Raw genomic sequence first — 23,864 nt, 5'->3', positions numbered from 1 at the left:
CCCCTGGCATGCGTTCATTTTCATAAATCCGTACCCAGATTTTTCATCAATCTGTGCCTGGCACCGACGAAGGAAGCCGACAGCCCGCTTCGATCTTCGTAGGCTGCGGCAACAGGCCCGCCTGAGTTCTCATCGCCATGTGATTTCGTTCAACTCAGGAACATTTTTATGAAAAATTCCATGCGGGGAACATTATTGTGAAAAATATTTTTTCATGATTTTGAGCCCATATTTTCCGGAGTTCAAGGAAATCAACTCCTTGCGTGCACAGGTTGGGTATGGATTTATGAAAATGAACGACACCCGTTCATTCACATAAAACCGTACCCGGATTTCACATAAAAATGCACCTGCGTGGACGAAGGGTCTGCTACCCCACGCGGCGCTTCTCATCCCTGAGGATTGCGTTCAGTCCGGGTACGTTTTTATGTGAAATTCCATGCGGGGTACGTTATTGTGTGAAAGAACTTTACATAATTTTGGTACTGGATTTTTGGAAATGCAAGCAAATCAACGCCCAATGCCAGCCGTGCTGGGAACAGTTTTATGTGAATGAACGGTTGACGTTCATTTGCCGTTCATTTGCCTAAAAGTGTTGCTATCTTTGGCCTAAAAAAGTTCCAGACCAACCGCTGACGCAAACTTGCGGTCAAATGCGCTGCTCCAGCCCAAAAAATGGCCACCCGGATGCAAATTCGTTCATCTCGAGAACACTTTTAGGCCAAGCGACACTTCAAGAACGTTTTTAGGTCAAGGTATTTGGCCTAATTTTGATACTGGATTTTTTGAAAATCAAGCAAATCGATGCCTTACGCCAGACGCCTGATAACACTTTTAGGTAAATGAACGTCCAGCACGTCTCGCGGCTCTGTCGCATTAAGCGGTTTTTTTCATAAAATGACATTGATTTCATTGAAAATTTTTTTGTGATGGTTGCTCAATGCTGCAGAGCCGACAATTTGCCTCAGGCTAAATCCATGCTTTTTAAGTAACTCGATTTCCACAAACACCTCTTTGGTTATCACAGCTACCCTAAAGGCAGCCATCTTCTCAAAATAGGTGTGTCCGTTTTAAACCGCTGCCTGTATCACTTTACTTCCGCTGATGACACCGTGATCCCCAAGCGCTGGGTTGTGGAGCGCATTTTTTCCTGGTTGGACAAGAACAGGCGGCTATGGAAGAACTGCGAGAGAAAGCTCGACACCAGCCTGCAGTTCATTCACTTGGCGTTCCTGGCTCTGTTACTTAGAAGATCGTGAACACGTTCTAAGCACTTGGCGGTGTGAAAGGGCGCGGGGCCGGTGAGTCCTGCGCATGGGTCTTCAGACAGGTGACAAACTCCATGAGTGTGGCCGAGATGTGCTCACGGTTCCACACCACGGTGATGGGTCCGAAGCGGATGCTGGATTCGATGGCGATCTTTCGGAACAGCCCGAGCGAGGCCATATAGTCCGCCATGGATTCTGAACACACGCCAACATAGTCGCCCTTTTGCAGCAGTGCCTGCATCATGGCCAGCGACGCGGTTTCGGCTTTTGGCACCAGCCACGATGCCTCCCGCTCGACGAGGTAGGCATCCATCTGAATGCGCGTGAGCGTGCCACCGGGCGGCATCACCCACTTTTCGTGGAGCACGTCGGCGAAGCCCAGTGTCTCGCTGCACGTCCAATGCCTGCTGCCGTGGCCAATGACAATGGCCACCTGATCGTCAAATAGCACCTGGTGAGCGAGCCCCGGCTGGTGCGCCCGCGCGTCCAGAACGCCAATGACCGCATCCATGGCGCGGTTTTCCAGACCCTGGAGCAAAGTGTCAAAAGGCCCATCGTGGATGGACACCACCACGTCGGGGTGCTCCTGCTGAAAGGCAATAACTGCCTCCGGTAGGCCGCCAGCAATGCCCGCCCAGACGCTGCCCACGTTCAAGCGCGGCACGCGACCTTCGGCCACTGCATTCAACTCGCGGCCGGTGCGGGCGATATCGCCCAGCACGCTGATGGCCAGCCGCTTGAGTAGCTGTCCCGCAGGAGTGAGCTGCACCTTGCGCCCGCGCACGACCAGCACCGTGTCCACTACGCTTTCGAGTTCGGCCAGCCAGTGCGACATGGCCGATTGCGTCATGTGAAGCCGCGCCGCCGCCGCGGTCAGCGTGCCCGCCTCGTCCAGCACCAGAAACGACTCCAGGTGCCGCACCTTGACGCGCCGCGCCCAGGATGTGCCCTCGAAACGATCAATCATGAGTAAACCTTCATACAGCTATTTTGCCTTTTCGCTAGACAGTAAGCCGGTTTCATCATGAAAATGTTCTCATCCTTCTTCCTGACAACATCCTCATCTTCTTTTGCAGATCCCCTAGGAGTTCCCAGTGTCCCAAGCAAGCAACAACGTCTCAAAGTTCCTGATGGGTTTCGCGGTAGCGGCCATCACGACCACCACCGTGTATGCCCAGGCTGCCTACCCAAACCGCCCCGTGCGGTTGGTGGTCTCGCAGCAGGCGGGCGGCAGTTCTGACACCATCGCCCGCATGTGGGCCGAAAGCGTGGGCAAATCCATTGGCGGCACCGTGGTGGTGGAAAACAAGCCGGGCGCAGGTGGCATCATTGCGGCCCAGTACGTGCTGGGCCAGCCGGCCGACGGCTACACGTTGTTCTTCGGGGGCGTGTCCCAGATGGTGTTCAACCGCTTCACGTACAAAAGCCTGCCCTACTCGCCCGAGAAAGACTTCACGGGCGTGGGCATGCTGACAACCGTGCCGTTCATCCTGGTGACAAACCCTGCGACGGGTATGAAGTCACTCAACGAACTTACGCAAAAAGCCAAGCAATCCCCGGGCAAGCTGAACTTCGCATCGGCCGGACTGGGCAACTCCACGCACCTGGCGGTCGAGCTTCTGGCTAAGGCCCTGGACATCTCCATGACGCACATCCCCTTCAAGGGCGAGCCCGACGGCGTGATGGCCACCATCGGCGGTCAGACGGAGGTGATGGCCCCCGTATTCGGCACAGCGCTGCCTCACATCAAGAACAACAAGCTCGTGCCACTGGCCGTGATCGCACCACAGCGCCTAAACGAACTGCCCGACGTACCCACCGCCGCAGAGTTGGGCGTCAAGGGCTTTGACAACATGGGCTGGAGCGGCATTGTGGCGCGCAGCGGTACGCCTGCGGGCCTGGTCGACAAACTGCACAAGGCCACTGAAGAGTTCCACAAAAACCCGCAGGTGCAGGCCAAGCTCAAGGGCATGGGCGTGATACCGCTCCCCGGCCCTGCCTCGCTGTTGATGGAGACCACGGAGCGCGACATGAAGGCCTGGGGTCCCACGCTGGAAACACTGAACCTGAGCGGCCAGTAACGTAAACCGTTTCTCCTTTTAGTTCTTTACATCTACCCCCTGCCGTATCGCTGATGCCGCACGGGGCTTTTTCTTTGAAGCCATGAAAACACAAGCAATGGTGGTCTGCCCCCAGCCCGAGGCGGCCGAATCCGGTATTGACATCCTGCGCGCTGGCGGCAACGCGGTGGACGCCGCAGTGGCTACTGCCCTGGCGCAGACGGTGGTCGACCCGCTGATGTGCGGTATTGCTGGCTTTGGTACCGCCGCCGTTTACCTGCCGGGCGCCAGGGTGCACGAGTATTTCGACTTCCACTCCCCTGCGCCGCTGGCGGCCAGGGAAGACATGTGGGAGCACCTTCTCGAAGCCGAGACCAAAGACGGCTTTGGTTTCATCCTGAAGGGTCGCGTCAACGACATCGGCCCCCAGTCCATCGGCACGCCCGCCACGCTTAAGGGACTGGAAGCCATGCACCAGGCGCACGGCCGATTGCCATGGAATCAGGTGGTCGAGCCCGCGATCCGCTGGGCATCAGAAGGTTTCTTCGTGCGGCCGGGCATGCACGCCTTCTGGATCGATGAGCCCAGCATGGGCCGCGTTGGCAACCTCGAGCGTCTGCAGTATTGCGAGGACAGCCGCGCCCTGTACTGCCGCGCCGACGGACGCCCCAAGGCCATCGGAGCTCCCCTGCGCAATGAAGGAATGGTCCGGGTGCTGAGCCAGATTGCCGAAGAAGGCTCGCACCCGTTTTACCAGGGCGACCTAGCACGCCAGATGGTGGCGCATCTGCAATCGCTCGGTGCGTTGATCTCGCTTGACGATCTGGCCAAGTACGAGGTGCAGCGCAACCCGCCTCTGGTGGGCACCTATCGCGACCGCACCATCACTACCAACCAGCCTCCGGGCGGAGGCGCCATGCTGCTGGAGATGCTCAACATCCTTGAGCACTTCGACCTGGCGACCATCGAGCACAACAGCCCCGAGTACATCCGGCTCGTGTGCGAGGCCATGAAAAAGGCCACAATCGACAAAGATCGTCACATTGGCGACCCCCGATTTCTGGACGTGCCCTTGGACCAGTTGCTGTCCAAGGACATAGCGCGCGGCGTGGCCGAGCAGATTCGCGCAGGCCACCGCTACAACGTGGAGCGCGTAAACCACGGCGCGCCCGTGCCGCGCGACACCACCCATCTGAGCGTGGTGGATGCCGACGGCAACGCGGTGTCCATGACCCACTCGCTGGCCATGCCTTCGGGCATCATCACACCAGGCATGGGCTTTCTCTACAACGGCTGCATGGGCGTGTTCGACCCACGGCCTGGTCGCGCGGGCAGCATCAAGCCGGGCAAGAGCCGCTTCACCTCGTCGTGCCCTACCATGACCTTCAAGGACGGCGCCCTCGACATCGTGCTCGGCTCGCCTGGTGGGACGCAAATCGCCATGGGCGTGCTGCATGTGCTGCTCAACGTCATCGACCGCGGCATGGAGATGCAGGCCGCCGTGTCGGCACCACGCTTTTCGTCCACCAGCAATTCCATCGACGTATGCAATCGGATTCCGCGCTACACCACGCGCGCCCTGGAGGCCGAGGGCTACACCATCGGTCGCAACCCCTATAACTACACCATCGGCTGGGTGCACGGCGTGCAGGTGCAGCCCGACGGCCTGCATGGCGGTGCGGACCCAGGCCGCGATGGCGTGGCGTACAAGCTGAGCATGAATACTCTGCACTGATAGGCCAATTACGGAATATTTGATGCGCTGAAATTGCGCAACCTGGAGAAAAAGCTTCAGTTGAGCGCTGCACGTTTCTTGAGCGCTAAAGCAGTGATGGGATCACCCGTTTTGGCCGGCACGGCTGCAGCTGGCGGCAGCAGATATTCAGGCGCTCAACGAGGTCAGTGCGGGCGGGTGACCCTTTTCACGGGCTAAACCATCGCACAAGCACTGATCGCCCCATCCCGGACCCGCATGACTGTCTGCCGACTGGTGCCAAACGCTCGGGCAAGGGACGCAATGGATTCTCCGGACGCGAGCCGCGTTTTCAACGCTTGCACTTGCAAGGGGCTCAGGCTCTGGGGCCTGCCCAGTGTCTTGCCTTCAGATTTCGCGCGCGCAAGCCCCGCTTGGGTCCGCTCGATCAACAGGTCGCGTTCAAATTCAGCCACAGCGGCGATCACCCCCATGGTCATCTTTCCGGCCGCACTGGTGAGGTCAACACCGCCCAAGGCTAGGCAATGCACACGCACCCCCAATTCCGTTAAAGCTTCCACGGTCACGCGCACGTCCATGGCGTTACGCCCCAGCCGGTCGAGCTTGGTCACCACCAGGACATCGCCCGACTCGAGCTTGTCCAGCAGTTTTCGGAAGCCCTTGCGCTCAGATGCAGCGACCGAGCCCGATACAGTTTCCGTGATGGTGCGCGGGGCGGTGACCTCAAAGCCTGCGCCGGCGATTTCCTGATCTTGGTTGCTGGTGGTCTGGTCTGCTGTGGAAACTCGGCAGTAAACGAAAACTCGGGTCATGGGAAAAGTCCTGCATGTTCGTAAATGATGTCCGAATCATGCGGAGTGTTCAAAACCAAGTAAAGCTAATTTACGGACATACGTTTTACGGCTGACCATATACGGTCGATTCTGAACACTTTGAGCGCTACCCGTTGTGGCGGTCCATAAATTCAATCGAGATTTCGCTGTGAATAACAGCCATTCGGCATTACCTACCGGTCACCACCGGTAATTTTCTGGAAGTTCACTTTCCAAGTTTTCCCGACCGATCAGTGATCATCCATAGTGACCTGCAGCGTGCCCGAAGCGGTCATCTGAGCTTTATATTTTGGTGATCTTTACAGAAGTAATTTAATGCAAAGCCCATGCACGACAGGATTCAATTTTAGTTACTGAGTAACTTAGGCCGAACATGATGTTCACTTTGCTCAACGGGCTGTGACCGACCGTAGTGCGTTGCTAGAGGATGCGGCTGGTGGCCCCTATTACCCAACTGATCAAGATTGGATAGACCTGGCAGGACTGGCCGGGATCAAGCTGGAATCGGAATTTGGCACCAATTCATGCAGCCCATCTGGAAAATTCAATGAAAGTCAGTGACTTGATCGCGTAGCTGCAGCGGATGCCGCAAGAACTCGAAGTGATGTTGCCGTGTGAAGGAGGCCTGGACTACGCCATGGGAGTCGGCATCGTTCAGGTGGCTAAGACCAAGCACGATTGGTCCGGAACACCGATTGGCAATTACTGGCAGATGGAGAAGATGTACGGCTACGAACCTGAACTGGAGACCGGACAAACGTTCCCGGTGGCGGTCATTGACTTTGAAGAAATCGCGCAGCAGCCCTGACACGTCTTGGGCGAGACTTCCTGAATCGACGAAATAGCGTTATGTTGTCAACCCGGTGGGGTGGTCAGCCGTCAATAAAACGATCCTTTATTGGATACGAAACCAAGGTCGGCATTGCAGCGTTTGCTGCCTGTGGCCAACGACAGCTTTCTGGTAGTTCAACTCCTACGCCTTCCCCACACCTCAGCAGTCATTCATGGCGGTCAGGAAAGAGCCTAAAGCAGACATGCCCATGCCAGGATCCTTGCCCCTTTTTCCTAGACGTCAGCAGCATTTGAGTCCTTCTTCAATGCCGATGCAGGCAGTCCAAAGACTCGATCGAACGCCCATGTGAACGCGATAGCGTAGACGAAGAAAAAAAGGAGGAGGCCCAGATTGGCCACGAATGCTGCTGCTGGGGGGATGCCCAGCCAGAGCGACATGACTGGAACAAGAATGATCACTAAGCCACCCTCGAAGCCGGTCCCATGCGTAAGCCGTCTGGCGAATGAGCGCCCGCGCACGGTTTGTCGCGACTCCCATCGCTCGAAGATTAAATTGAACGCGTAGTTCCATATCAGAGCAATGGTGGATAGCACGACGGCCAACCCAAATGTGGACGTTGGCGGCTCGTCGAAGGCAAAGCTCAGCACGGGTCCCACGACTGCGATGGCAATTATCTCGTACAAGACGGCTTGAAGAATGCGGCGGGTTAACGGTGACATAGTGAGCAAGAAAGGTCCACAAAGCGGTTACGCGTTGCATTGGCAAGGGGGTCCGTTTGCATCGAGATTACGTCAGTCGCTGTGCATATGCCGCCTAAAAGGTGAGAAGCCCCGGCGCACATGGGTGGTTGTGCCGCAACACTCGTTGCCATCTGCCATCTGCCATCTGCCATCTGCGGAGACCGCTGGTTGTGTCGCGTTGACGATCAAGCAGCCTGCTCGACTATGCTGGGTGCTTTGAACGAAAAGGCTTGAAACGCAATGCTGGCTGCCAAAGGAATGCGCTTCCCAATCGACGTCATTCTGGTGTGCATTCGCTGGTATGCGGCTTATCCGTTGAGCTACCGGCATCTGGAGGAAATGATGAAGGAACGCGGCGTGTGTGCAGACCATTCCTCTATCAACCGCTGGGCGATCCGGTTTCTACCCTTGCTGGAAAAAGCCTTTCGCAAGAACAAGCGCCCGGTGGGCAGCAGCTGGCGCATGGACGAAACCTATATCAAGGTCAAGGGCACCTGGAAATACCTCTACCGGGCGGTGGACAAGGAAGGCAAGACGGTCGATTTTCTGCTGACGGCCAGGCGCGACAAGGCCGCAGTCCTGCGGTTCTTTGACAAAGCCATGAAGCCCAACGGTGTTCCGGAAAAGGTAACGATGGACAAGAGCGGCGCCAACAAGGCGGCCATGGATGAGATCAATGTCCGAGGCGAAATACCGATCATCGTGCGGCAAGTGAAGTACCTCAACAACATCGTGGAGCAGGACCATCGGGCCATCAAGCGGGTCACCAAACCAATGCTCAACTTCAAGTCATTTCGGGCCGCCAGAAATGTCCTGACCGGCATCGAACTCATGCACATGATCCGCAAAGGTCAGTTACTGCTGCAAGGCTTGATCGAGCTGTCGTTTGCCGACCAGTTTTATGCATTGGCAGGAAAAATCCGCCCTGTTTGAGGAATTGGCATTCGTCCTGCCCGAAACACGTTCATCAGCCGGCAACGCGACAGAACCCCGGCACGTCATGCCGCGCACGGTCTCGCCAAGCCCCTTCCCACGCCAATGTCAAAAGGCCGATGGTTGACTAATCTGGTCAAGATATTTATAGTTGACTAAATAAGTCGGGTATCTATTTTTCCATCAGAGATATCCCTCCCGAAAAGACCCGCCAGGCGGTCGCTGACAGCAGCCCGGTAGCAACCAAGGAGTTTGACCCATGACCATGACATTGACTGAAAACGCAGCGTTGCAGATCCAGCGCCAGCTTGAAAAACGCGGCCAGGGCATTGCCTTGCGCATTGGCGTCAAGAAGGTTGGCTGCACCGGCTTGGCGCACACTTTTGACCTGATCGACGAGGTCGGCCCGGGCGACCACAGCTTCGAGTCGCATGGCGCGCGCATCGTGGTCGATTCTGAAAGCCTTGAATTCCTTGACGGCTCGCGCATCGACTTCGTCACCGACGGCCTGAAGCAAAGCTTCAAGTTCGACAACCCCAATGTTGAAAACGAATGCGGCTGCGGCGAAAGTTTCAACGTCAAGAAAAAAGCCGGGACTGCCACACCGTAATCAACGTCAAGGCCTGACCGCCCGCGTTTTCTTCAAGCCACATCACCAGCCAGAAGGACCCCAATGAGTGCACTGCTGCAGCAACTCGTCAACCAGCCCTACAAGCACGGATTTGTCACCGACATCGAATCCGATGTCGCGCCCAAGGGGTTGAGCGAGCAAACCATCCGCATGATTTCGGCCAAGAAAAGCGAGCCCGCGTGGCTTCTCGACTTCCGGCTCAAGGCCTACCAGGCCTGGCTGCTGATGACCGAGCCGTTATGGCCCAACGTCCATTACCGGAAGATCGACTTCCAGGCCATCAGCTACTACGCCGCGCCCAAGCAAAAACCCAAGCTCAGCAGCATGGACGAGGTGGACCCCGAGTTGCTGCGCACCTTTGAAAAGCTCGGCGTTCCGTTGCACGAACGCATGGCGCTGGCCGGCGTGGCGGTCGATGTGATTTTTGACAGCGTGTCAGTGGCCACCACCTACAAGGCCAAGTTGGCCGAGGCCGGCATCATTTTCTGCTCGATGTCCGAAGCCGTGCTGGAGCACCCGGAACTGGTGAAGCAGTACCTGGGCACGGTAGTTCCGACGAGCGACAACTACTACGCCGCGCTCAACTCGGCGGTGTTCACCGACGGCTCGTTCTGCTTCATCCCCAAAGGCGTGAAGTGCCCGATGGACTTGTCCACCTACTTTCGCATCAACACCGAGGAATCGGGCCAGTTCGAGCGAACGCTGATCGTGGCGGAAGAGGGCGCTTCGGTGTCCTATCTGGAGGGCTGCACGGCACCGGCTTTCAGCAGCAACCAGTTGCATGCGGCGGTGGTGGAACTGGTGGCGCTCGACAACGCTGACATCAAGTATTCGACGGTGCAGAACTGGTACGCGGGCGATGAAAACGGTGTCGGCGGCATCTACAACTTTGTCACCAAGCGCGGCCTGGCCAAGGGCGCGAACTCGCGCATTTCCTGGACGCAGGTCGAGACCGGATCGGCCATCACCTGGAAGTACCCGTCGGTGATTTTGCGCGGCGACCACTCGGTCGGCGAGTTCTATTCGGTGGCGGTGACCAACCACCACCAGCAGGCCGACACCGGCACCAAGATGATCCACCTGGGCAAGAACACGCGCAGCACCATCGTCAGCAAGGGCATCTCGGCCGGGCAGTCGAGCAACAGCTACCGGGGCCTGGTCAAGGTGATGCCCACGGCCACCGGGGCGCGCAATTATTCGCAGTGCGATTCGATGCTGATTGGCGACAAGTCGGGTGCGCACACCTTTCCCTACATCCAGGTGCGCAACCCGACCGCCCAGGTCGAGCACGAGGCGTCGACCTCCAAGATCGGCGAGGACCAGCTGTTCTATTTCGCCCAGCGCGGCATCAGCGCCGAAGCCGCCGTGTCCATGATCATCAATGGATTCTGCAAGGACGTTTTTCAACAATTGCCGATGGAGTTCGCGGTCGAAGCGACCCAGCTGCTCGGCTTCAAACTCGAAGGAGCGGTCGGATGATCCACCCCAACAGCCCGGTTTTACTCGACGTGCGCGGCCTGTGCGCCAGCGTCAACGGCATCGACATTCTCAAGGGCCTGGACTTTACCGTCCGGCGCGGTGAAGTGCATGCCATCATGGGTCCGAACGGCTCGGGCAAGAGCACCTTTGCCAAGGTGCTGGCCGGCCACACGGCCTATGAAGTCACGGCGGGAACAGTGCAGTTTGAAGGCCAGGACCTGCTGACGCTGGCGCCCGAGGCACGCGCCCTGGCCGGCATGTTCCTCGGCTTTCAGTACCCGATCGAAATCCCCGGCGTGGCCAACAGCCAGTTCTTGCGCCTGAGCTACAACACGCTGCAGGCGCAGCGCGGCCAGGAAGAGCTGGATCCGCTGGAGTTTGACGACTTTGTGCGCGAGAAAATGAAGCTGCTGGAGATGAACCCCGATTTTCTGGACCGCAGCGTGAACGAAGGCTTTTCGGGCGGCGAGAAAAAGCGCAATGAAATTTTGCAGATGGCGCTGCTGGAGCCGCGCCTGGCGATTCTGGACGAGACTGATTCCGGCCTCGACATCGACGCGCTGCGCATCGTGTCGCAAGGCATGAACCAGTTGATCACGCCTGAGAACGCCGTTATTCTGGTCACGCATTACCAGCGGCTGCTGAACTACATCGTGCCCGACTTTGTACATGTGATGGAAGCCGGCCGCATCATCAAGACCGGCGGCAAGGAGCTTGCGCTGGAACTGGAACAACGCGGCTACGACTGGGTCAGCGCCGAGCACGAAGCGGCGAGCGGCGTGGAGGTCAGCGCATGAACAGCGCCATCGCACTTCGCCCCCCCACGGTGGACCACCTGGGCGCGCTGCTGGCCAACCAGCCGCTGCTGGCGCCCAGCCCTTGGGTGCATGTGAACGCGCTGCGCGAACAGGCGCATGCCGCGCTGGGCGCGCTGGCCATGCCGACGCTGCGCGACGAGGCCTGGCGCTTCACCAGCCTGGCGCCGCTGCACCGGCTGACGTTCCAGCCGGTGCAGGCGGCCAGCCGCCTGCAGCTAGAGGACATCGCGCCGTTTTGCCTGGACGACGTTGCGTGCCGGCTGGTGTTTGTCGATGGCATTTACGCGCCGCAGCTGTCCAGCCCAGCCCCCGAGGGCGGCGTGGTCGTGACCAACTTGCTGACCGCCATGGCCACCCATGCCGCCGCGCTGGAGGCGCAATTCGGCCGCCGGCAGATGCTGGGCGACAACGTGTTTGCCGCGCTCAACACCGCCTTCATGCAGGACGCGGCGGTCGTGCTGGTACCGCGCCATGTGGCGCTGGCCGCGCCGGTGCATCTGCTGTTCGTGGCGACGCAGGCGGGCGCGCTCAGCCACCCGCGCTGCCTGGTGCTGGCCGAAGCGGGCAGCCGCGCGACGCTGGTTGAAGACTATGTGGCGCTGCAGGATGCGGCCTACCTCGTCAATCCGGTGACGGAAATCGTGCTGGCCGACCAGGCGCAGCTCACGCATGTGCGCGTGCAGCGCGACGGCCCGCAGGCGTTTCACATCGCCAACGGCGCGGTGTCGGTGGGGCGCTCGGCCAACTACCAGTCGGTGAGCGTGGCGATGGGCGCGCAGCTGTCGCGCTACCACCTGAGCGTGGTGCTGGGCGAGGGCGCCGAATGCGCTGTGGACGGCCTCGCGCTGCTCGCTGGCAGCCAGCTGGCTGACACCCACAGCTGCATTGACCACGCCCAGCCGCACGGCACCAGCCGCCAGCTGCACAAGTGCATTGCCGAAGGCAGCGCGCATGCGGTGTTCAACGGCAAGGTGATCGTGCGTCCGGGCGCCCAGCGCACCGACTCCGCGCAGTCCAGCCGCAACCTGCTGCTCAGCAGCCGGGCGCAAGTGGACACCCAGCCACAGCTGGAGATTTTTGCCGACGACGTAAAATGCACGCACGGCGCCACGATTGGCCAGCTCGATGCCGAGGAAGTGTTCTACCTGCAAAGCCGTGGCCTGTCCGGCAGCGCCGCGCGCCAGTTGCTGACCTACGCGTTCGGCGCCGAGATCCTTGAGCGTATTCCCGTCGCCTCTTTAAAACACCAGCTGCAGCAGCGCATGCTGGCGCAAACCGGCAGCCAGCCATGAACGCGCGCGCCGAGCCAATACACGTCACGCCCGCCTTCGATGTCGAACGCGTGCGCGCCGACTTTCCCATCCTGCAAATTGAGGTTGAAGGCAAGCCGCTGGTCTACCTGGACAACGCCGCGTCGAGCCAGATGCCGCAGCCAGTCATCGACCGGCTGGTGCGCTACCAGAGCACCGAGCACGCCAACATCCACCGGGCGGTGCACACGCTGTCTGAACGGGCGACGGCCGCGTACGAGGAAGCGCGCGCCAAGCTGCAGCGCTTCATCAACGCACCCGACGTGCGTGAAGTCATCTTCACCAGCGGCACCACCGAGGCCATCAACCTGGTCATGCACGGCTATGGCCGCAAGTTCATCCAGGCCGGTGACGAGATCATTTTGACCACGCTGGAGCACCATTCCAACATCGTGCCGTGGCAGATGCTGGCCGAAGAAACCGGCGCCATCATCCGCGTGTTGCCCATCAACGACGCCGGCGAGCTGTGCCTGGACCAGTTCGAGCCACTGTTCAATGACCGCACCAAACTGGTCGGCGTGAGCCATGTCTCGAACGCGCTGGGCAGCATCAACCCGGTCAAACAGATGATCGCGCTGGCGCACAAGCGCGGCGTGCCGGTGCTGGTCGATGGCGCGCAGGCCGCGCCGCACCTGCCGGTCGATGTGCAGGACCTGGACTGCGATTTTTATGCTTTTTCGGGCCACAAGCTGTGCGGGCCGACCGGCATTGGCGTGCTCTACGGCAAGGCCGCGCTGCTGGAAAAAATGCAGCCCTTCAAGGGCGGCGGAGACATGATTTTGTCGGTGTCGTTCGAGAAGACGGTCTACAACGCGATCCCGTACAAGTTCGAGGCCGGCACGCCACCAATTGCCGCCGCCATCGGGCTGGGCGCGGCCGTCGATTACCTGTCGGCCATCGGCATGGACGTTATCGCCGCCCATGAGCATGCGCTGCTGCAGTACGCCACGAGCCAGTTCAGCGACCTGCCCGGCCTGCGCCTCATTGGCACGGCCCAGGACAAGGCGGCAGTGCTGTCTTTCACGCTCGACGGCATCCACCCGCACGATGTCGGCACGCTGCTGAACCAGGACGGCATTGCGGTGCGCACCGGCCACCATTGCGCGCAGCCGGTGATGGCGCGCTTCAAGGTGCCTGCCACCACGCGCGCCTCGTTTGCGTTCTACAACACCATGGCCGAAGTCGATGCGCTGGTCGCCGGCATCCGCAGCGTGCAGAAAGTGTTTGCCTGATGGCTGACTACAAGGCGCTCTACCAGGAAGTCATCCTGGACCACAACAAAAAGCCGCGCAACTACGGCACGCTGGACCGCCCCAGCCACCAGGCCGAGGGCCACAACCCGCTGTGCGGCGACCACCTGAGCGTGGGGTTGAATCTGGATGGCGATACCGTCGACCAGATCGCGTTCCACGGCGAGTCGTGCGCCATCTGCAAGGCGTCGGCATCGATGATGACGGTCGCCATCAAGGGCAAGACGCGTGCGCAGGCGCAGGCCTTGACCCAGGAATTCCTGGCCATGGCCACCGGCAAGCTCGACCTGAATCAGCCTAACCAGATCGGGCGGCTGGCGGTGTTTGCCGGCGTGCGCGACCTGCCCACGCGCGTCAAGTGCGCGATCTTGCCGTGGCACACGCTGCAGGCCGCCTTCAATTCGCAGGGCACGGCCAGCACCGAAGCGTGATGTTGTTAATGACTGCTGACCCCCTGAAAGGCCCCCATGCTGACTGCCCTTGAACTTAAAAACTACATCGCGAACGGCCTGGCCTGCGACCACGCGGAGGTGCTGGGCGATGACGGCCAGCACTTCGAGGCAGTGGTCGTGAGCCCGCTGTTTGCGGGAAAAACCCTGGTCCAGCAGCACCAGCAGGTCTACCAGGCGCTGGGCGATCGCATGCGCTCGGAGATCCACGCGCTGTCGCTGCAAACCTTCACGCCCGAGGCCTGGGCGAAATCGATCACTCAATAACTTTGGAACCCACATGAACGTTCACGACAAAATTCACGCGCAAGTCCACACCAACGCCGTGGTGCTCTACATGAAGGGAACGCCGCAGTTCCCGCAGTGCGGCTTTTCAGGCGCCACGGTGCAGATGCTGCAGGCTTGCGGCCTGCAGGACTTTGCCGCCGTCGACGTGCTGGCCGACCCGGACATCCGGGCTGGCATCAAGGCCTATGCCAACTGGCCGACCATTCCGCAGCTCTATGTCAACGGCGAGCTGGTGGGCGGCGCCGACATCGTTCGCGAGCTCTACGAGTCGGGCGAGCTGCAGACGCTGGTCAACCCGGCAGGGGCGTCATGACCTTGAAATTACCCTGGTCCAGCGCCCGCCCGGCGCCCATTTTTCAGGAGACTTGAATGCCGAAAATTGCCGAAATAGACGACACCCCTAACCCGAATGCGGTCAAGTTCACGCTCCACGAGCCGCTGACCTGGGGTGTCTCGCATTCCTACGAGAATGCAGACCAAGCCAAAGGCGATGCGCTGGCCTCGGCGCTGTTCGCTATTGCCCATGTCAGCAACGTGTTCTACGTGGACCGCTGGCTGACCGTGACGCAGGACGGCGGCGCCGACTGGCCGGAGCTGGTGCGCCTGATCGCCGTGCCGCTGCGCGCGGCGCCGGCGGCCGCTGCACAGTCGGCCGCCGCCGTATTTGCCGCGCGCGTGGCAATAGACGACATGAGTGAGGAGGAGCAGGAGCGGCTGGAATTGATCAGCGAGCTGCTGGACCAGCGCATCCGGCCGTCGCTGCAGGCCGACGGCGGCGACCTGCATGTGGTCGGCCTGTCCGGCAACTACCTCAGCATCCATTACCAGGGCGCCTGCGGCAGCTGCCCGAGCTCGATCTCCGGCACGCTCGCCGCCATCGAGAACCTGGTGCGCACGATCGAGCCGGAGTTGGCCGTGGTTTCGGTCTAGCCTGCTGCCGCGACAGGCCGGCAGCCCACGACACGCCATGACCGCCCTTCATCCCTGAACCCATAAGGCAGAAACACCGCCATGCAAACCACCAACCCCGCGCAACAATCCGCACCAGCCGCTTTACCCCAGCCAGCCGCCGGCCCCGGGAAACTGCCGGGCATCCGTCACATCATCGCCGTCGGCAGCGGCAAGGGCGGCGTCGGCAAATCCACGGTGAGCGTCAATCTGGCGCTGGCGTTGCAGCAGCGCGGGGCGCGCGTCGGGCTGGTCGATGCCGACATCCTGGGCCCCAGCATCCCAGGCATGCTGGGCATCCCGACCGGTGAGCCGCCAGCGATGACGGCAGACAACCGGATGATCCCGGCGCAGCGGCACGGCCTGAAGGTGGTGTCCATGGGCATGCTGACCGGTGACGACCAGCCGGCCGTACTGCGCGGGCCGATGGTGGGCAAATACCTCAAGATGTTCGTTGGTGGCGTGCAATGGGGCGATCTGGACTATCTGATCCTGGACCTGCCACCCGGCACCGGTGACACCCAGCTGACGCTGGCGCAAAGCATGCCGCTGTCGGGCGTGGTGATCGTGACGACGCCCCAGGCCGTCAGCCTGAAGATCGCCCGCCGGGGCTTGCGCATGTTCGAGAAGGTGCAGGTCCCGATTCTCGGCATCGTCGAGAACATGCGCACCTTCACCTGTCCGCACTGCGGCGAGACCACGGATATTTTCCGGCACGGCGGCGGCGAGCTGATGAGCGAGGAACTCGGTGTGCCGTTCCTGGGCGCCTTGCCCCTGGCCGCCGAGGTCGTCACTTGCGGCGATGAAGGGCGTCCCATCGTGGTCGCGCAACCGGCGTCGCTCAGCGCACGGGTGTATGCCGCCATCGCCGACGCGCTGGTCGAGCAGGTGCACGCAGCGGTCACGGTGCTCAAGCCCTTTGTCTGGAAGTGGGACAGCGACGAGGGTGCGCCAGCCTGGATGGAAGGCGCTGTGCAGCCTGCCGGCGCGCGCACCATCCCGGTGGGTCTGCTGCGCCGCGATCCGCGCACCTTGTCGCTGCTGTGGGAAGACGGCCATCGCGACGATCTCGATGTGCGCGACCTGCGCCTGGCCTGTCGCTGCGCCCTTTGTGTGGAGGAGATGAGCGGGCGCAAGCTGCTCGACCCCCGGACGGTGCGGGCCGATGTGAGCCCGCGCCAGATCACCAGCATCGGCAATTACGCGATCCAGTTCGACTGGAACGACGGCCACAACAGCGGGATTTATGCCTTCAACGACCTGCGCGCCTTGGGCGAACGGGCTGGTCTGCAAAGCGTCGAAGATGTCTGAAACCCTGGCGCCAGACCAGATTCGGGCGGATCAGCCGGTCAGCATCCGCGCCGAGGCATCGCTGGTCGATCCCGACAGCTGCAAATTCACAGTCAGCTCCAGCGTACATCCGGGCGGCTCCTCCTTTTTTGCCGGCAGAGAACGCGCAGCCGGGTCGCCGCTGGGCGAGCGGCTGTTTGCGCTTGACGGTGTCGCCAGCGTGCTGATTGCCGGGAACGTGGTGACCATCGGCAAGGTGCCAGGCACCGCCTGGACGGGACTCAAAGCCGCCATCGGCGCGGCCATCCGCACCCAACTGCTGAGCGGCATGCCAGCGGTATTGGAGGCGGCGGGCCGCACCAGCCTGCAGGCCCCGTCAGACGCCGAGCTTGGCGCGGCGGTTCAGGCGCTGCTGGACCGGGAAGTCAATCGTTCCATCGCCAGCCACGGCGGCAAGATTTCGCTGTTGGACGTTCGCGACGGCAGGCTTTTCATCACCATGAGCGGCGGCTGCCAGGGCTGCGCATCGTCGCAGGTCACGTTGCGCCAGGGCTTTGAAGTCATGGTGAAGCGGGTGGCCCCGGAAATCACGGAAATCGTCGATGCGACCGACCACGCGGCCGGCCGCAAGCCGTTCTACCCGCGTGCCGCGGCCGGCGAGCAACTGATCACCTGATAGTCGCCAGAAGACCGAACCTCATTTCAATCGCTGTTGCAACGCCCTGAGCGTGGCAAAGCTAACCAGGACATACGCAACATGACCCTTGAGACCATCCGCTTCAGAGGCATCGTGTCGGTGCTGCCGCAGGCCTCCGCCACGTCTCCCCGGCCAGACCAGCAAAGAGGCAGCCTCAAGACCAAGCGCGAACCGGTCGACCCCGAAGACCGCCTGCGCAAGCCCGACTGGATTCGCGTCAAGGCGGCGATTCCCGCTGGCCGCTTTCGCGAGATCAAGGACATCGTGCGCGCCCACCAACTGGTCACCGTGTGCGAAGAAGCCTCTTGCCCCAACATCGGCGAGTGCTGGAGCAAGGGCACGGCGACCTTCATGATCATGGGCGACAAATGTACGCGCCGCTGCCGCTTTTGCAACGTCAGTACGGGTCGCCCCGACGCACTCGATGCCAACGAACCGGAACGGCTCGCCAAAACCATTGCGTTGATGAAACTCAATTACGTCGTCATTACCTCGGTTGACCGCGATGATTTGCGCGACGGCGGCGCTAGCCACTTCGTCGAATGCATCCGCCAGATCCGCGCACAGTCACCCAACACCCGCATCGAAATCCTGACCCCCGACTTCGGTGGTCGACTTGACCTCGCGCTGGAAATCCTCAGCGGCGCGCCGCCCGACGTCTTGAACCACAACATCGAAACAGTGCCGCGCCTATACAAGGAAGCCCGTCCCGGCGCCGATTTTCAAAATTCGCTCAACCTGTTGCAGCATTTCAAGGATAGGCATGCAGGCATACCGACCAAGTCCGGGATCATGGTTGGGCTGGGCGAGACCGATGCCGAAATCTTGCAAGTGATGCGCGACCTGCGCGCGCACAGCGTCACGATGTTGACCATTGGCCAATACCTGCAGCCGTCCGGCGGTCACCTGCCGGTGCGCCGCTATGTGCACCCGGACACTTTTAAGATGTATGAGGAAGAAGCTTACAAGATGGGGTTTCTAAATGCAGCGTCGGGCCCGATGGTGCGCAGTTCTTACCATGCCGATCAGCAGGCGTATAAGGCAGGAATAGTCTGAGCTAAATAAAAACCGACGGACTCGCCTAAAAATTTCCACTATTCATTCCAATCCTTTTCTTCTCCTAGTCAGGACCATCCAATGAACGACTCATTTTCAACCCGCGACAATCTCACCGTCAACGGCATCGACTACACCATCTTCAGCCTGGCGAAACTGGGACAGTGCTTCGATCTGTCAAAAATGCCGTTTTCGATGAAAATCCTGCTGGAAAACCTGCTGCGCTGCGAAGACGGCGTGTCGGTCACCAAGGCCTCGATCGAGGCCGTCGCGCAGTGGAACGGAAAGGACGAACCGAAGACCGAAATTGCCTTCATGCCGGCACGCGTGGTACTGCAAGACTTCACCGGCGTGCCCTGCATCGTCGATTTTGCGGCGATGCGCGATGCTGTCGTCAAGCTTGGCGGGTCGGCGGCTAACATCAACCCATTGATCCCTTCCGAACTGGTGATCGATCATTCGGTACAGGTCGATTCTTTCGGCAAGCCCAACTCGCGCGACATCAACGCCCAGATCGAATTTTCCCGCAACGGCGAGCGTTACAGCTTCCTGCGCTGGGGCCAGAAAGCCTTCAACGATTTCAAGGTGGTGCCGCCCAGCACCGGTATCGTGCATCAGGTGAACCTGGAAAACCTGGCGCGCGTGGTGATGGCACGCGACATGGGCGGCGTTAAGTACGCCTTCCCGGACACGGTGTTCGGTACCGATTCACACACCACGATGATCAATGGCCTGGGCGTTCTCGGCTGGGGCGTAGGCGGCATCGAAGCGGAGGCCGCGATGCTGGGTCAGCCGAGCTCGATGCTGATCCCGCAGGTGGTCGGATTCAAACTCACCGGCAAGCTGCCTGAAGGCGCGACCGCGACCGATCTGGTGCTAACCGTCACGCAGATGCTGCGTTCGCTCGGCGTGGTCGGCAAATTTGTCGAATTTTATGGCGATGGATTGAATGACCTGCCGCTGGCTAACAGAGCGACGATCGCAAACATGGCCCCGGAATACGGCGCCACCTGTGGCATCTTCCCGATCGATGGCGAATCGTTAAGCTACCTGCGCCTGACCGGGCGCAGCGAGGAACAGATTGGCCTGGTCGAAGCCTACGCCAAGGCGCAAGGCCTGTGGCGCAGTGACCAGGAAGCCGAGTACAGCGCGACCCTGCACCTCGACATGGGGACGGTGCTACCGTCGCTCGCCGGACCGAAGCGACCGCAAGACCGCGTGCTGTTGTCCGACATGAAAAACAATTTCACGACCAATCTGGTTGGCATGGTCGCCAACCGCAAGCCGCTCAAGAGTTCCGTGCAACGCTTCGAAAATGAGGGCGGTGACGTCACCGTCGAGCATGACGCTTCAGTGAACGCCTCGAGCCAGGTGTCGATCAAAGACAATGGCTTCGTCCTGAAGGACGGCGCCGTGGTTATCGCCGCGATCACGTCCTGCACCAACACCTCCAATCCCGCAGTGATGCTGGCGGCCGGACTGCTCGCCCGCAATGCCGTGGCCAGGGGTCTAAAGGCCGCGCCCTGGGTCAAGACGTCGATGGCACCGGGTTCGCTGGTGGTCACCGATTACCTGAACAAGGCGGGTTTGATGGATGACATGGAAAAGCTCGGCTTTTTCATCGTCGGCTACGGTTGTACGACGTGCATCGGCAATTCTGGCCCACTGCCCGACGACGTGTCTCGGCGCATCTCCGACAAGGACCTGGTCGTAGCCGCGGTGCTGTCCGGCAACCGCAACTTCGAAGGCAGGATACATCCGGAAGTGAAAATGAATTATCTGGCATCGCCGCCGCTGGTGGTGGCCTATGCGCTGGCAGGCACGGTGAATATCGACTTGACCATCGACCCGCTGGGCACCGGCAGCGACGGCAAGCCGGTTTACCTGCGCGACATCTGGCCGTCGAACAAGGAAATCGGCGACTTGATAGCGTCAAGTGTTGGCCCGGAAATGTTCAAGCGCAACTATGCCGATGTTTTTGCCGGCGACAGCCGCTGGACCCAGATCACCTCGCCAGATGGCGAAGCGTTCGCATGGGACGAGGCTTCAACCTATATCAAGAACCCGCCCTACTTCGACGGCATGCAAATGCGCGTCGGCCGCATCGAGGACATCCATGGCGCGCGGCTGCTTGGCCTGTTTGGCGACTCGATCACCACCGACCATATTTCGCCAGCCGGCAACATCAAGACCAATTCACCGGCGGGTCGCTTCCTGCAATCGCGCGGCGTGCAGCCACAACACTTCAACTCATACGGTTCGCGTCGCGGCAATGACGACGTGATGGTGCGCGGCACCTTCGCCAACATCCGCATCAAGAACCTGATGCTGGGCGGGGAAGAAGGGGGTGACACCATCCACTACCCGTCGAACGAGAGGCTGGCGATTTACGACGCGGCGATGAAGTACAAGGCCGACGGGGTGCCGCTGGTGGTTGTCGCCGGCAAGGAATACGGCATGGGCTCATCGCGCGACTGGGCGGCCAAGGGCACGTTGCTACTGGGCGTCAAGGCCGTGATCGCCGAGAGCTTCGAGCGCATCCATCGCTCCAACCTGGTCGGCATGGGCGTATTACCGCTGCAATTCATGACCAGCCAGAATACCGTGTCGCTGGGCTTGAAGGGCGATGAGTCGTTCGACATCACCGGCCTGCGCGATGGTGCCAGCCCAATCGTCGATGTGGTTGCCACCGGCGGTGATGGGCGCCTGGTTTCCTTCAAGGCGCAGGTGTTGTTGATCACGCCCAAGGAAGTCGAGTACTTCCGCCACGGCGGCATTCTGCAGTACGTGCTGCGTCAACTGGCGTCCAGAAAGGCGGCGTGATCGATGGTTTTGTAGCATTAACCGTCAAGCCGTGCGCTCGTTTAGGTTGTGTCAACTTGCCGAGGAAAAACCTGAGGTTGATTTTCTTCAACCTCGAAAAACTCAAGGCAAAACGAAGAGGCTGAACTGCATTGAATAAGCCGACGCTCGGCAGGTTGGATGGCCAAGTTTATCGCGTCATCTCAGGCCAGGGCGAGCATGCAGGTAACCTGAAGTTTATCAACGGGGTATGGAAGATCAAGGCGATCGGTTGCGACCGGAGTGGTGCCGTGATTCCCGGCTGGGGCATCTGGCCGAGCGCCGCAATACCACCTTCGTCGCGCTCGACGAAGAGTTAGTCAACGCCAGACTTGCCCGCGATTTAAGAAACTGTCGGCGTGCTTCACCACGTTTTGTTCTCCCGCTTACGGGAAAGTTAGTCAAAAACGGGGACTTTCACCTGAACTGGGTCAACTCAGGAGTTTTGGTTGAACTCAGTAGGGCTGACTAAGTAGTTGATTATTCAAATTCAAATTCGTACCGTATGCATGCATCCACAATTCGCATGCGGAATCAGGACAATCAGAGTAAAACAGCGTCAGGAATATGAACATGAACCAGTTACTCGCACGCAGTTTGCACCGAATTGTTATCGTAGGCGGTGGTGCCGGCGGCTTGGAATTGGCGGTCACACTGGGGAAAAAACTTGGCCAGACTGGTAAAGCGAAAATCACGCTGGTTGACGCCGCGCGAATCCATTTGTGGAAACCGCTGCTGCACCAAGTCGCTGCGGGCACGCTCGATAGTCGCGCGGACGAGATGGAGTATTTCGCACTGGCGCGCAAGCACCACTTCTCTTTTCGTCTTGGCCGCATGGAAGGCCTGCAGCGCGCCAGCAAAGAGGTCGTTCTGGCACCGATGCGAGATGAGGACGGTGCAGAATTATTGCCGCGCCAACTGGTGCCTTACGACAGCCTGGTTTTCGCGCTGGGTAGCCAAGGCAATGATTTTGGCACGCCCGGCGTGCGCGAGCATTGCATCCTGCTCGACACGCCCGTCGCAGCCGAGCTTTTTCATCAACGCCTGATCAACAGCTGCATCCGCGCCCAGACTGCCGCCAAGTCGTCTGGCGAAGGCAGTTTTACCGTCACCATTATTGGTGGCGGCGCGACCGGCGTGGAGCTATCGGCCGAACTGCGCATGACGACCAGAATTCTTTCCAGTTACGGTGTGACGCATTTCGATCCTGAAAAAGACTTGAAAATCGTTATCATCGATTCCGCACCGCGTTTGCTGCAGATGTTGCCGGAACGGCTCTCCACCTCGGTCGCATACGAGTTATGCAAGCTCGACATCGACGTCCACACCGACGAAAAAGTCGTCAACGTGTCACAAGATGGGGTGCAAATGGCCAGCGGCAAATTCATCCCCAGCGGCATCGTTGTGTGGGCGGCGGGTATCAAGGCGGCCGATTTCCTGAAAGACATCGATGGGCTGGAAACCAACCGCCTGAATCAATTGGTGGTACGAAACACCATGCAGTCGAGCCGCGATCCCTCCATTTTTGCATTCGGCGATTGTGCCGCCTGCCCGCAAGGCGAAGGCTTGCCGAATGTGCCACCGAGGGCGCAGTCGGCGCACCAACAAGCCAGCACGTTGGCAAAATCATTGATTCGATCACTGGAAAATAAGCCCTTGCTGGCATTCCATTACAAGGATTATGGCTCGCTGGTTTCGTTAGGTGAATACAATACGGTCGGCAGCCTGATGGGCACGATTGCGCGCGGCTCTGTGTTCATTGAAGGCACTATCGCCAAATGGATGTACTGGTGGCTGCACAAGCATCATCAAATCGCAATCAACGGCCTGTTCCATACATGGCTGTCGACCTGGGCCGAAACGATCAACTGGGCACGCAATCCGCGCATCAAGCTGCATTGACCGGCCTCATTCATTTGACTTATGACTTGATGCCGGTGCTCGATGGACGGGGTGCTGTCACTTAGATTTGTTGAGCAGGTTGAAATATTCAACTATTGGCGGGGACGCGAAAAAGGGTTCTGAAAATCATCTAGCCGGCATCCTGCCCCCGAGGCAGGTGGTGGACTTAAAGTGAGTTTGCAAACTTTCTTTAACTGACCTGGAGCCTGAGATGAAATACTGCGGAATTGACCTTCATTCAAACAATAGCGTGGTGTCGGTGCTCGACGAGCAAGATCACGTTGTGGCCGAGAAGCGCTTACCCAATGATCTTGAAAAGATCATTGGGCTTGTCAAACCCTGGCAATCAGAATTGGCAGGTGTCGTGGTTGAATCCACTTTCAATTGGTACTGGTTGGTCGACGGACTCAAGGATGCGGGATTCACGGTTCTGTCGCAATAGTGGAGCTTAGCCGAAAAAAGTTGCGTCGCTGAGCTGGAGATCAAACAGCGAGGCTGTAGAACTGCTGCGCTGCGGACATGGGTTTGCCGGCGGGGCAGTTCATCTGCCCCTTGCCGATCATG

22 protein-coding genes and 2 pseudogenes are annotated in these 23,864 nt (G+C 59.7%); 20 read left to right on the top strand and 4 right to left on the bottom strand.

Going from position 1 to position 23,864, the window contains the following annotated elements:
* Positions 1 to 1,112: 1,112 nt before the first annotated feature.
* A pseudogene (locus tag IWX87_RS16890) lies at positions 1,113 to 1,259 on the top strand (transposase); the annotation flags it as partial.
* A 7-nt stretch (positions 1,260 to 1,266) separates the two neighbouring features.
* Here IWX87_RS16890 and IWX87_RS16885 read toward each other — a convergent pair.
* Positions 1,267 to 2,235 carry a LysR family transcriptional regulator gene (locus IWX87_RS16885; RefSeq protein ID WP_196864683.1) on the bottom strand — a complete coding sequence of 323 codons (969 nt, stop codon included), beginning with the start codon at positions 2,233 to 2,235 and terminating at the stop codon, positions 1,267 to 1,269.
* 163 nt (positions 2,236 to 2,398) lie between these two features.
* Between IWX87_RS16885 and IWX87_RS16880 the strand changes: the two genes are divergently transcribed.
* Entirely contained in the window at positions 2,399 to 3,349 is a 951-nt protein-coding gene (locus tag IWX87_RS16880) for a tripartite tricarboxylate transporter substrate binding protein (RefSeq protein WP_196864714.1), read from the top strand.
* 82 nt (positions 3,350 to 3,431) lie between these two features.
* On the top strand, positions 3,432 to 5,063 hold the full coding sequence (ggt, locus tag IWX87_RS16875) for a gamma-glutamyltransferase (protein ID WP_196864682.1): 1,632 nt from the start codon (positions 3,432 to 3,434) through the stop codon (positions 5,061 to 5,063).
* A 194-nt stretch (positions 5,064 to 5,257) separates the two neighbouring features.
* Here ggt and IWX87_RS16870 read toward each other — a convergent pair whose 3' ends face one another.
* Complete coding sequence (locus IWX87_RS16870) at positions 5,258 to 5,854, bottom strand: recombinase family protein (RefSeq protein ID WP_196864681.1); 597 nt, start codon at positions 5,852 to 5,854, stop codon at positions 5,258 to 5,260.
* Between the two features lie 625 nt (positions 5,855 to 6,479).
* On the opposite strand from IWX87_RS16870, the gene IWX87_RS16865 reads away from it, so the two are divergent.
* Positions 6,480 to 6,683 (top strand): hypothetical protein, encoded by a 204-nt coding sequence (locus tag IWX87_RS16865; RefSeq protein ID WP_196864680.1) that lies wholly within the window; start codon positions 6,480 to 6,482, stop codon positions 6,681 to 6,683.
* Between the two features lie 257 nt (positions 6,684 to 6,940).
* Here the strand turns inward: IWX87_RS16865 and IWX87_RS16860 are convergent, their stop codons facing one another.
* Positions 6,941 to 7,387 (bottom strand): PACE efflux transporter, encoded by a 447-nt coding sequence (locus tag IWX87_RS16860; RefSeq protein ID WP_196864679.1) that lies wholly within the window; start codon positions 7,385 to 7,387, stop codon positions 6,941 to 6,943.
* A 261-nt stretch (positions 7,388 to 7,648) separates the two neighbouring features.
* On the opposite strand from IWX87_RS16860, the gene IWX87_RS16855 reads away from it, so the two are divergent.
* From IWX87_RS16855 to IWX87_RS16780, 16 genes are all read left to right on the top strand, one after another.
* Positions 7,649 to 8,341 (top strand): IS6 family transposase, encoded by a 693-nt coding sequence (locus IWX87_RS16855; RefSeq protein ID WP_196864678.1) that lies wholly within the window; start codon positions 7,649 to 7,651, stop codon positions 8,339 to 8,341.
* Positions 8,342 to 8,600: 259 nt separating this feature from the next.
* Positions 8,601 to 8,951, top strand: a complete 351-nt coding sequence (locus tag IWX87_RS16850; RefSeq protein WP_181374760.1) for an iron-sulfur cluster assembly accessory protein — start codon at positions 8,601 to 8,603, stop codon at positions 8,949 to 8,951.
* A 63-nt stretch (positions 8,952 to 9,014) separates the two neighbouring features.
* A complete protein-coding gene (gene sufB, locus IWX87_RS16845; RefSeq protein ID WP_196864677.1) occupies positions 9,015 to 10,451 on the top strand; it encodes a Fe-S cluster assembly protein SufB in 1,437 nt (478 codons plus the stop codon).
* Positions 10,448 to 11,248 (top strand): Fe-S cluster assembly ATPase SufC, encoded by an 801-nt coding sequence (sufC, locus tag IWX87_RS16840; RefSeq protein WP_196864676.1) that lies wholly within the window; start codon positions 10,448 to 10,450, stop codon positions 11,246 to 11,248. Before sufB ends, sufC begins: the two co-directional genes overlap by 4 nt.
* Entirely contained in the window at positions 11,245 to 12,561 is a 1,317-nt protein-coding gene (gene sufD, locus IWX87_RS16835; RefSeq protein WP_196864675.1) for a Fe-S cluster assembly protein SufD, read from the top strand. The genes sufC and sufD overlap by 4 nt, the downstream gene beginning before the upstream one ends.
* Entirely contained in the window at positions 12,558 to 13,811 is a 1,254-nt protein-coding gene (locus tag IWX87_RS16830; protein ID WP_196864674.1) for a cysteine desulfurase, read from the top strand. The genes sufD and IWX87_RS16830 overlap by 4 nt, the downstream gene beginning before the upstream one ends.
* Positions 13,811 to 14,260 carry a Fe-S cluster assembly sulfur transfer protein SufU gene (gene sufU, locus IWX87_RS16825; protein WP_181374765.1) on the top strand — a complete coding sequence of 150 codons (450 nt, stop codon included), beginning with the start codon at positions 13,811 to 13,813 and terminating at the stop codon, positions 14,258 to 14,260. The genes IWX87_RS16830 and sufU overlap by 1 nt, the downstream gene beginning before the upstream one ends.
* Positions 14,261 to 14,296: 36 nt before the next feature.
* Positions 14,297 to 14,545, top strand: coding sequence for a BolA family protein (locus tag IWX87_RS16820; protein WP_181374766.1), 249 nt, complete (start codon positions 14,297 to 14,299; stop codon positions 14,543 to 14,545).
* Positions 14,546 to 14,558: 13 nt separating this feature from the next.
* Positions 14,559 to 14,879 carry a Grx4 family monothiol glutaredoxin gene (gene grxD / locus IWX87_RS16815; protein WP_181374767.1) on the top strand — a complete coding sequence of 107 codons (321 nt, stop codon included), beginning with the start codon at positions 14,559 to 14,561 and terminating at the stop codon, positions 14,877 to 14,879.
* Between the two features lie 56 nt (positions 14,880 to 14,935).
* Positions 14,936 to 15,496, top strand: coding sequence for a NifU family protein (locus IWX87_RS16810; protein WP_181374768.1), 561 nt, complete (start codon positions 14,936 to 14,938; stop codon positions 15,494 to 15,496).
* A gap of 81 nt (positions 15,497 to 15,577) precedes the next feature.
* The gene (locus IWX87_RS16805; protein ID WP_196864673.1) at positions 15,578 to 16,825 is read left to right on the top strand and encodes a P-loop NTPase; all 1,248 of its coding nucleotides are present in this window, start codon (positions 15,578 to 15,580) and stop codon (positions 16,823 to 16,825) included.
* Positions 16,818 to 17,480, top strand: coding sequence for a NifU family protein (locus IWX87_RS16800; RefSeq protein ID WP_196864672.1), 663 nt, complete (start codon positions 16,818 to 16,820; stop codon positions 17,478 to 17,480). The genes IWX87_RS16805 and IWX87_RS16800 overlap by 8 nt, the downstream gene beginning before the upstream one ends.
* A gap of 81 nt (positions 17,481 to 17,561) precedes the next feature.
* The gene (gene lipA / locus IWX87_RS16795) at positions 17,562 to 18,557 is read left to right on the top strand and encodes a lipoyl synthase (RefSeq protein ID WP_196864671.1); all 996 of its coding nucleotides are present in this window, start codon (positions 17,562 to 17,564) and stop codon (positions 18,555 to 18,557) included.
* Positions 18,558 to 18,638: 81 nt separating this feature from the next.
* Positions 18,639 to 21,380, top strand: a complete 2,742-nt coding sequence (gene acnA / locus IWX87_RS16790; protein WP_196864670.1) for an aconitate hydratase AcnA — start codon at positions 18,639 to 18,641, stop codon at positions 21,378 to 21,380.
* 591 nt (positions 21,381 to 21,971) lie between these two features.
* Positions 21,972 to 23,300: an NAD(P)/FAD-dependent oxidoreductase gene (locus tag IWX87_RS16785; RefSeq protein ID WP_196864669.1), complete on the top strand. Its 1,329-nt coding sequence runs from the start codon at positions 21,972 to 21,974 to the stop codon at positions 23,298 to 23,300.
* 211 nt (positions 23,301 to 23,511) lie between these two features.
* Complete coding sequence (locus tag IWX87_RS16780) at positions 23,512 to 23,742, top strand: IS110 family transposase (RefSeq protein ID WP_231374870.1); 231 nt, start codon at positions 23,512 to 23,514, stop codon at positions 23,740 to 23,742.
* Positions 23,743 to 23,782: 40 nt separating this feature from the next.
* On the opposite strand, the pseudogene IWX87_RS16775 reads toward IWX87_RS16780, so the two are convergent.
* Positions 23,783 to 23,864 (bottom strand): annotated as a pseudogene (locus IWX87_RS16775) (IS6 family transposase); the annotation flags it as partial.

The sequence above is a fragment of the Polaromonas sp. CG_9.7 genome, from assembly GCF_015752205.1.
In the GTDB taxonomy this organism is placed as follows: Bacteria; Pseudomonadota; Gammaproteobacteria; order Burkholderiales; family Burkholderiaceae_C; genus Polaromonas.
Note: the sequence above shows the minus strand (reverse complement) of the source record. Positions and strands in the feature narration are given on the sequence as shown.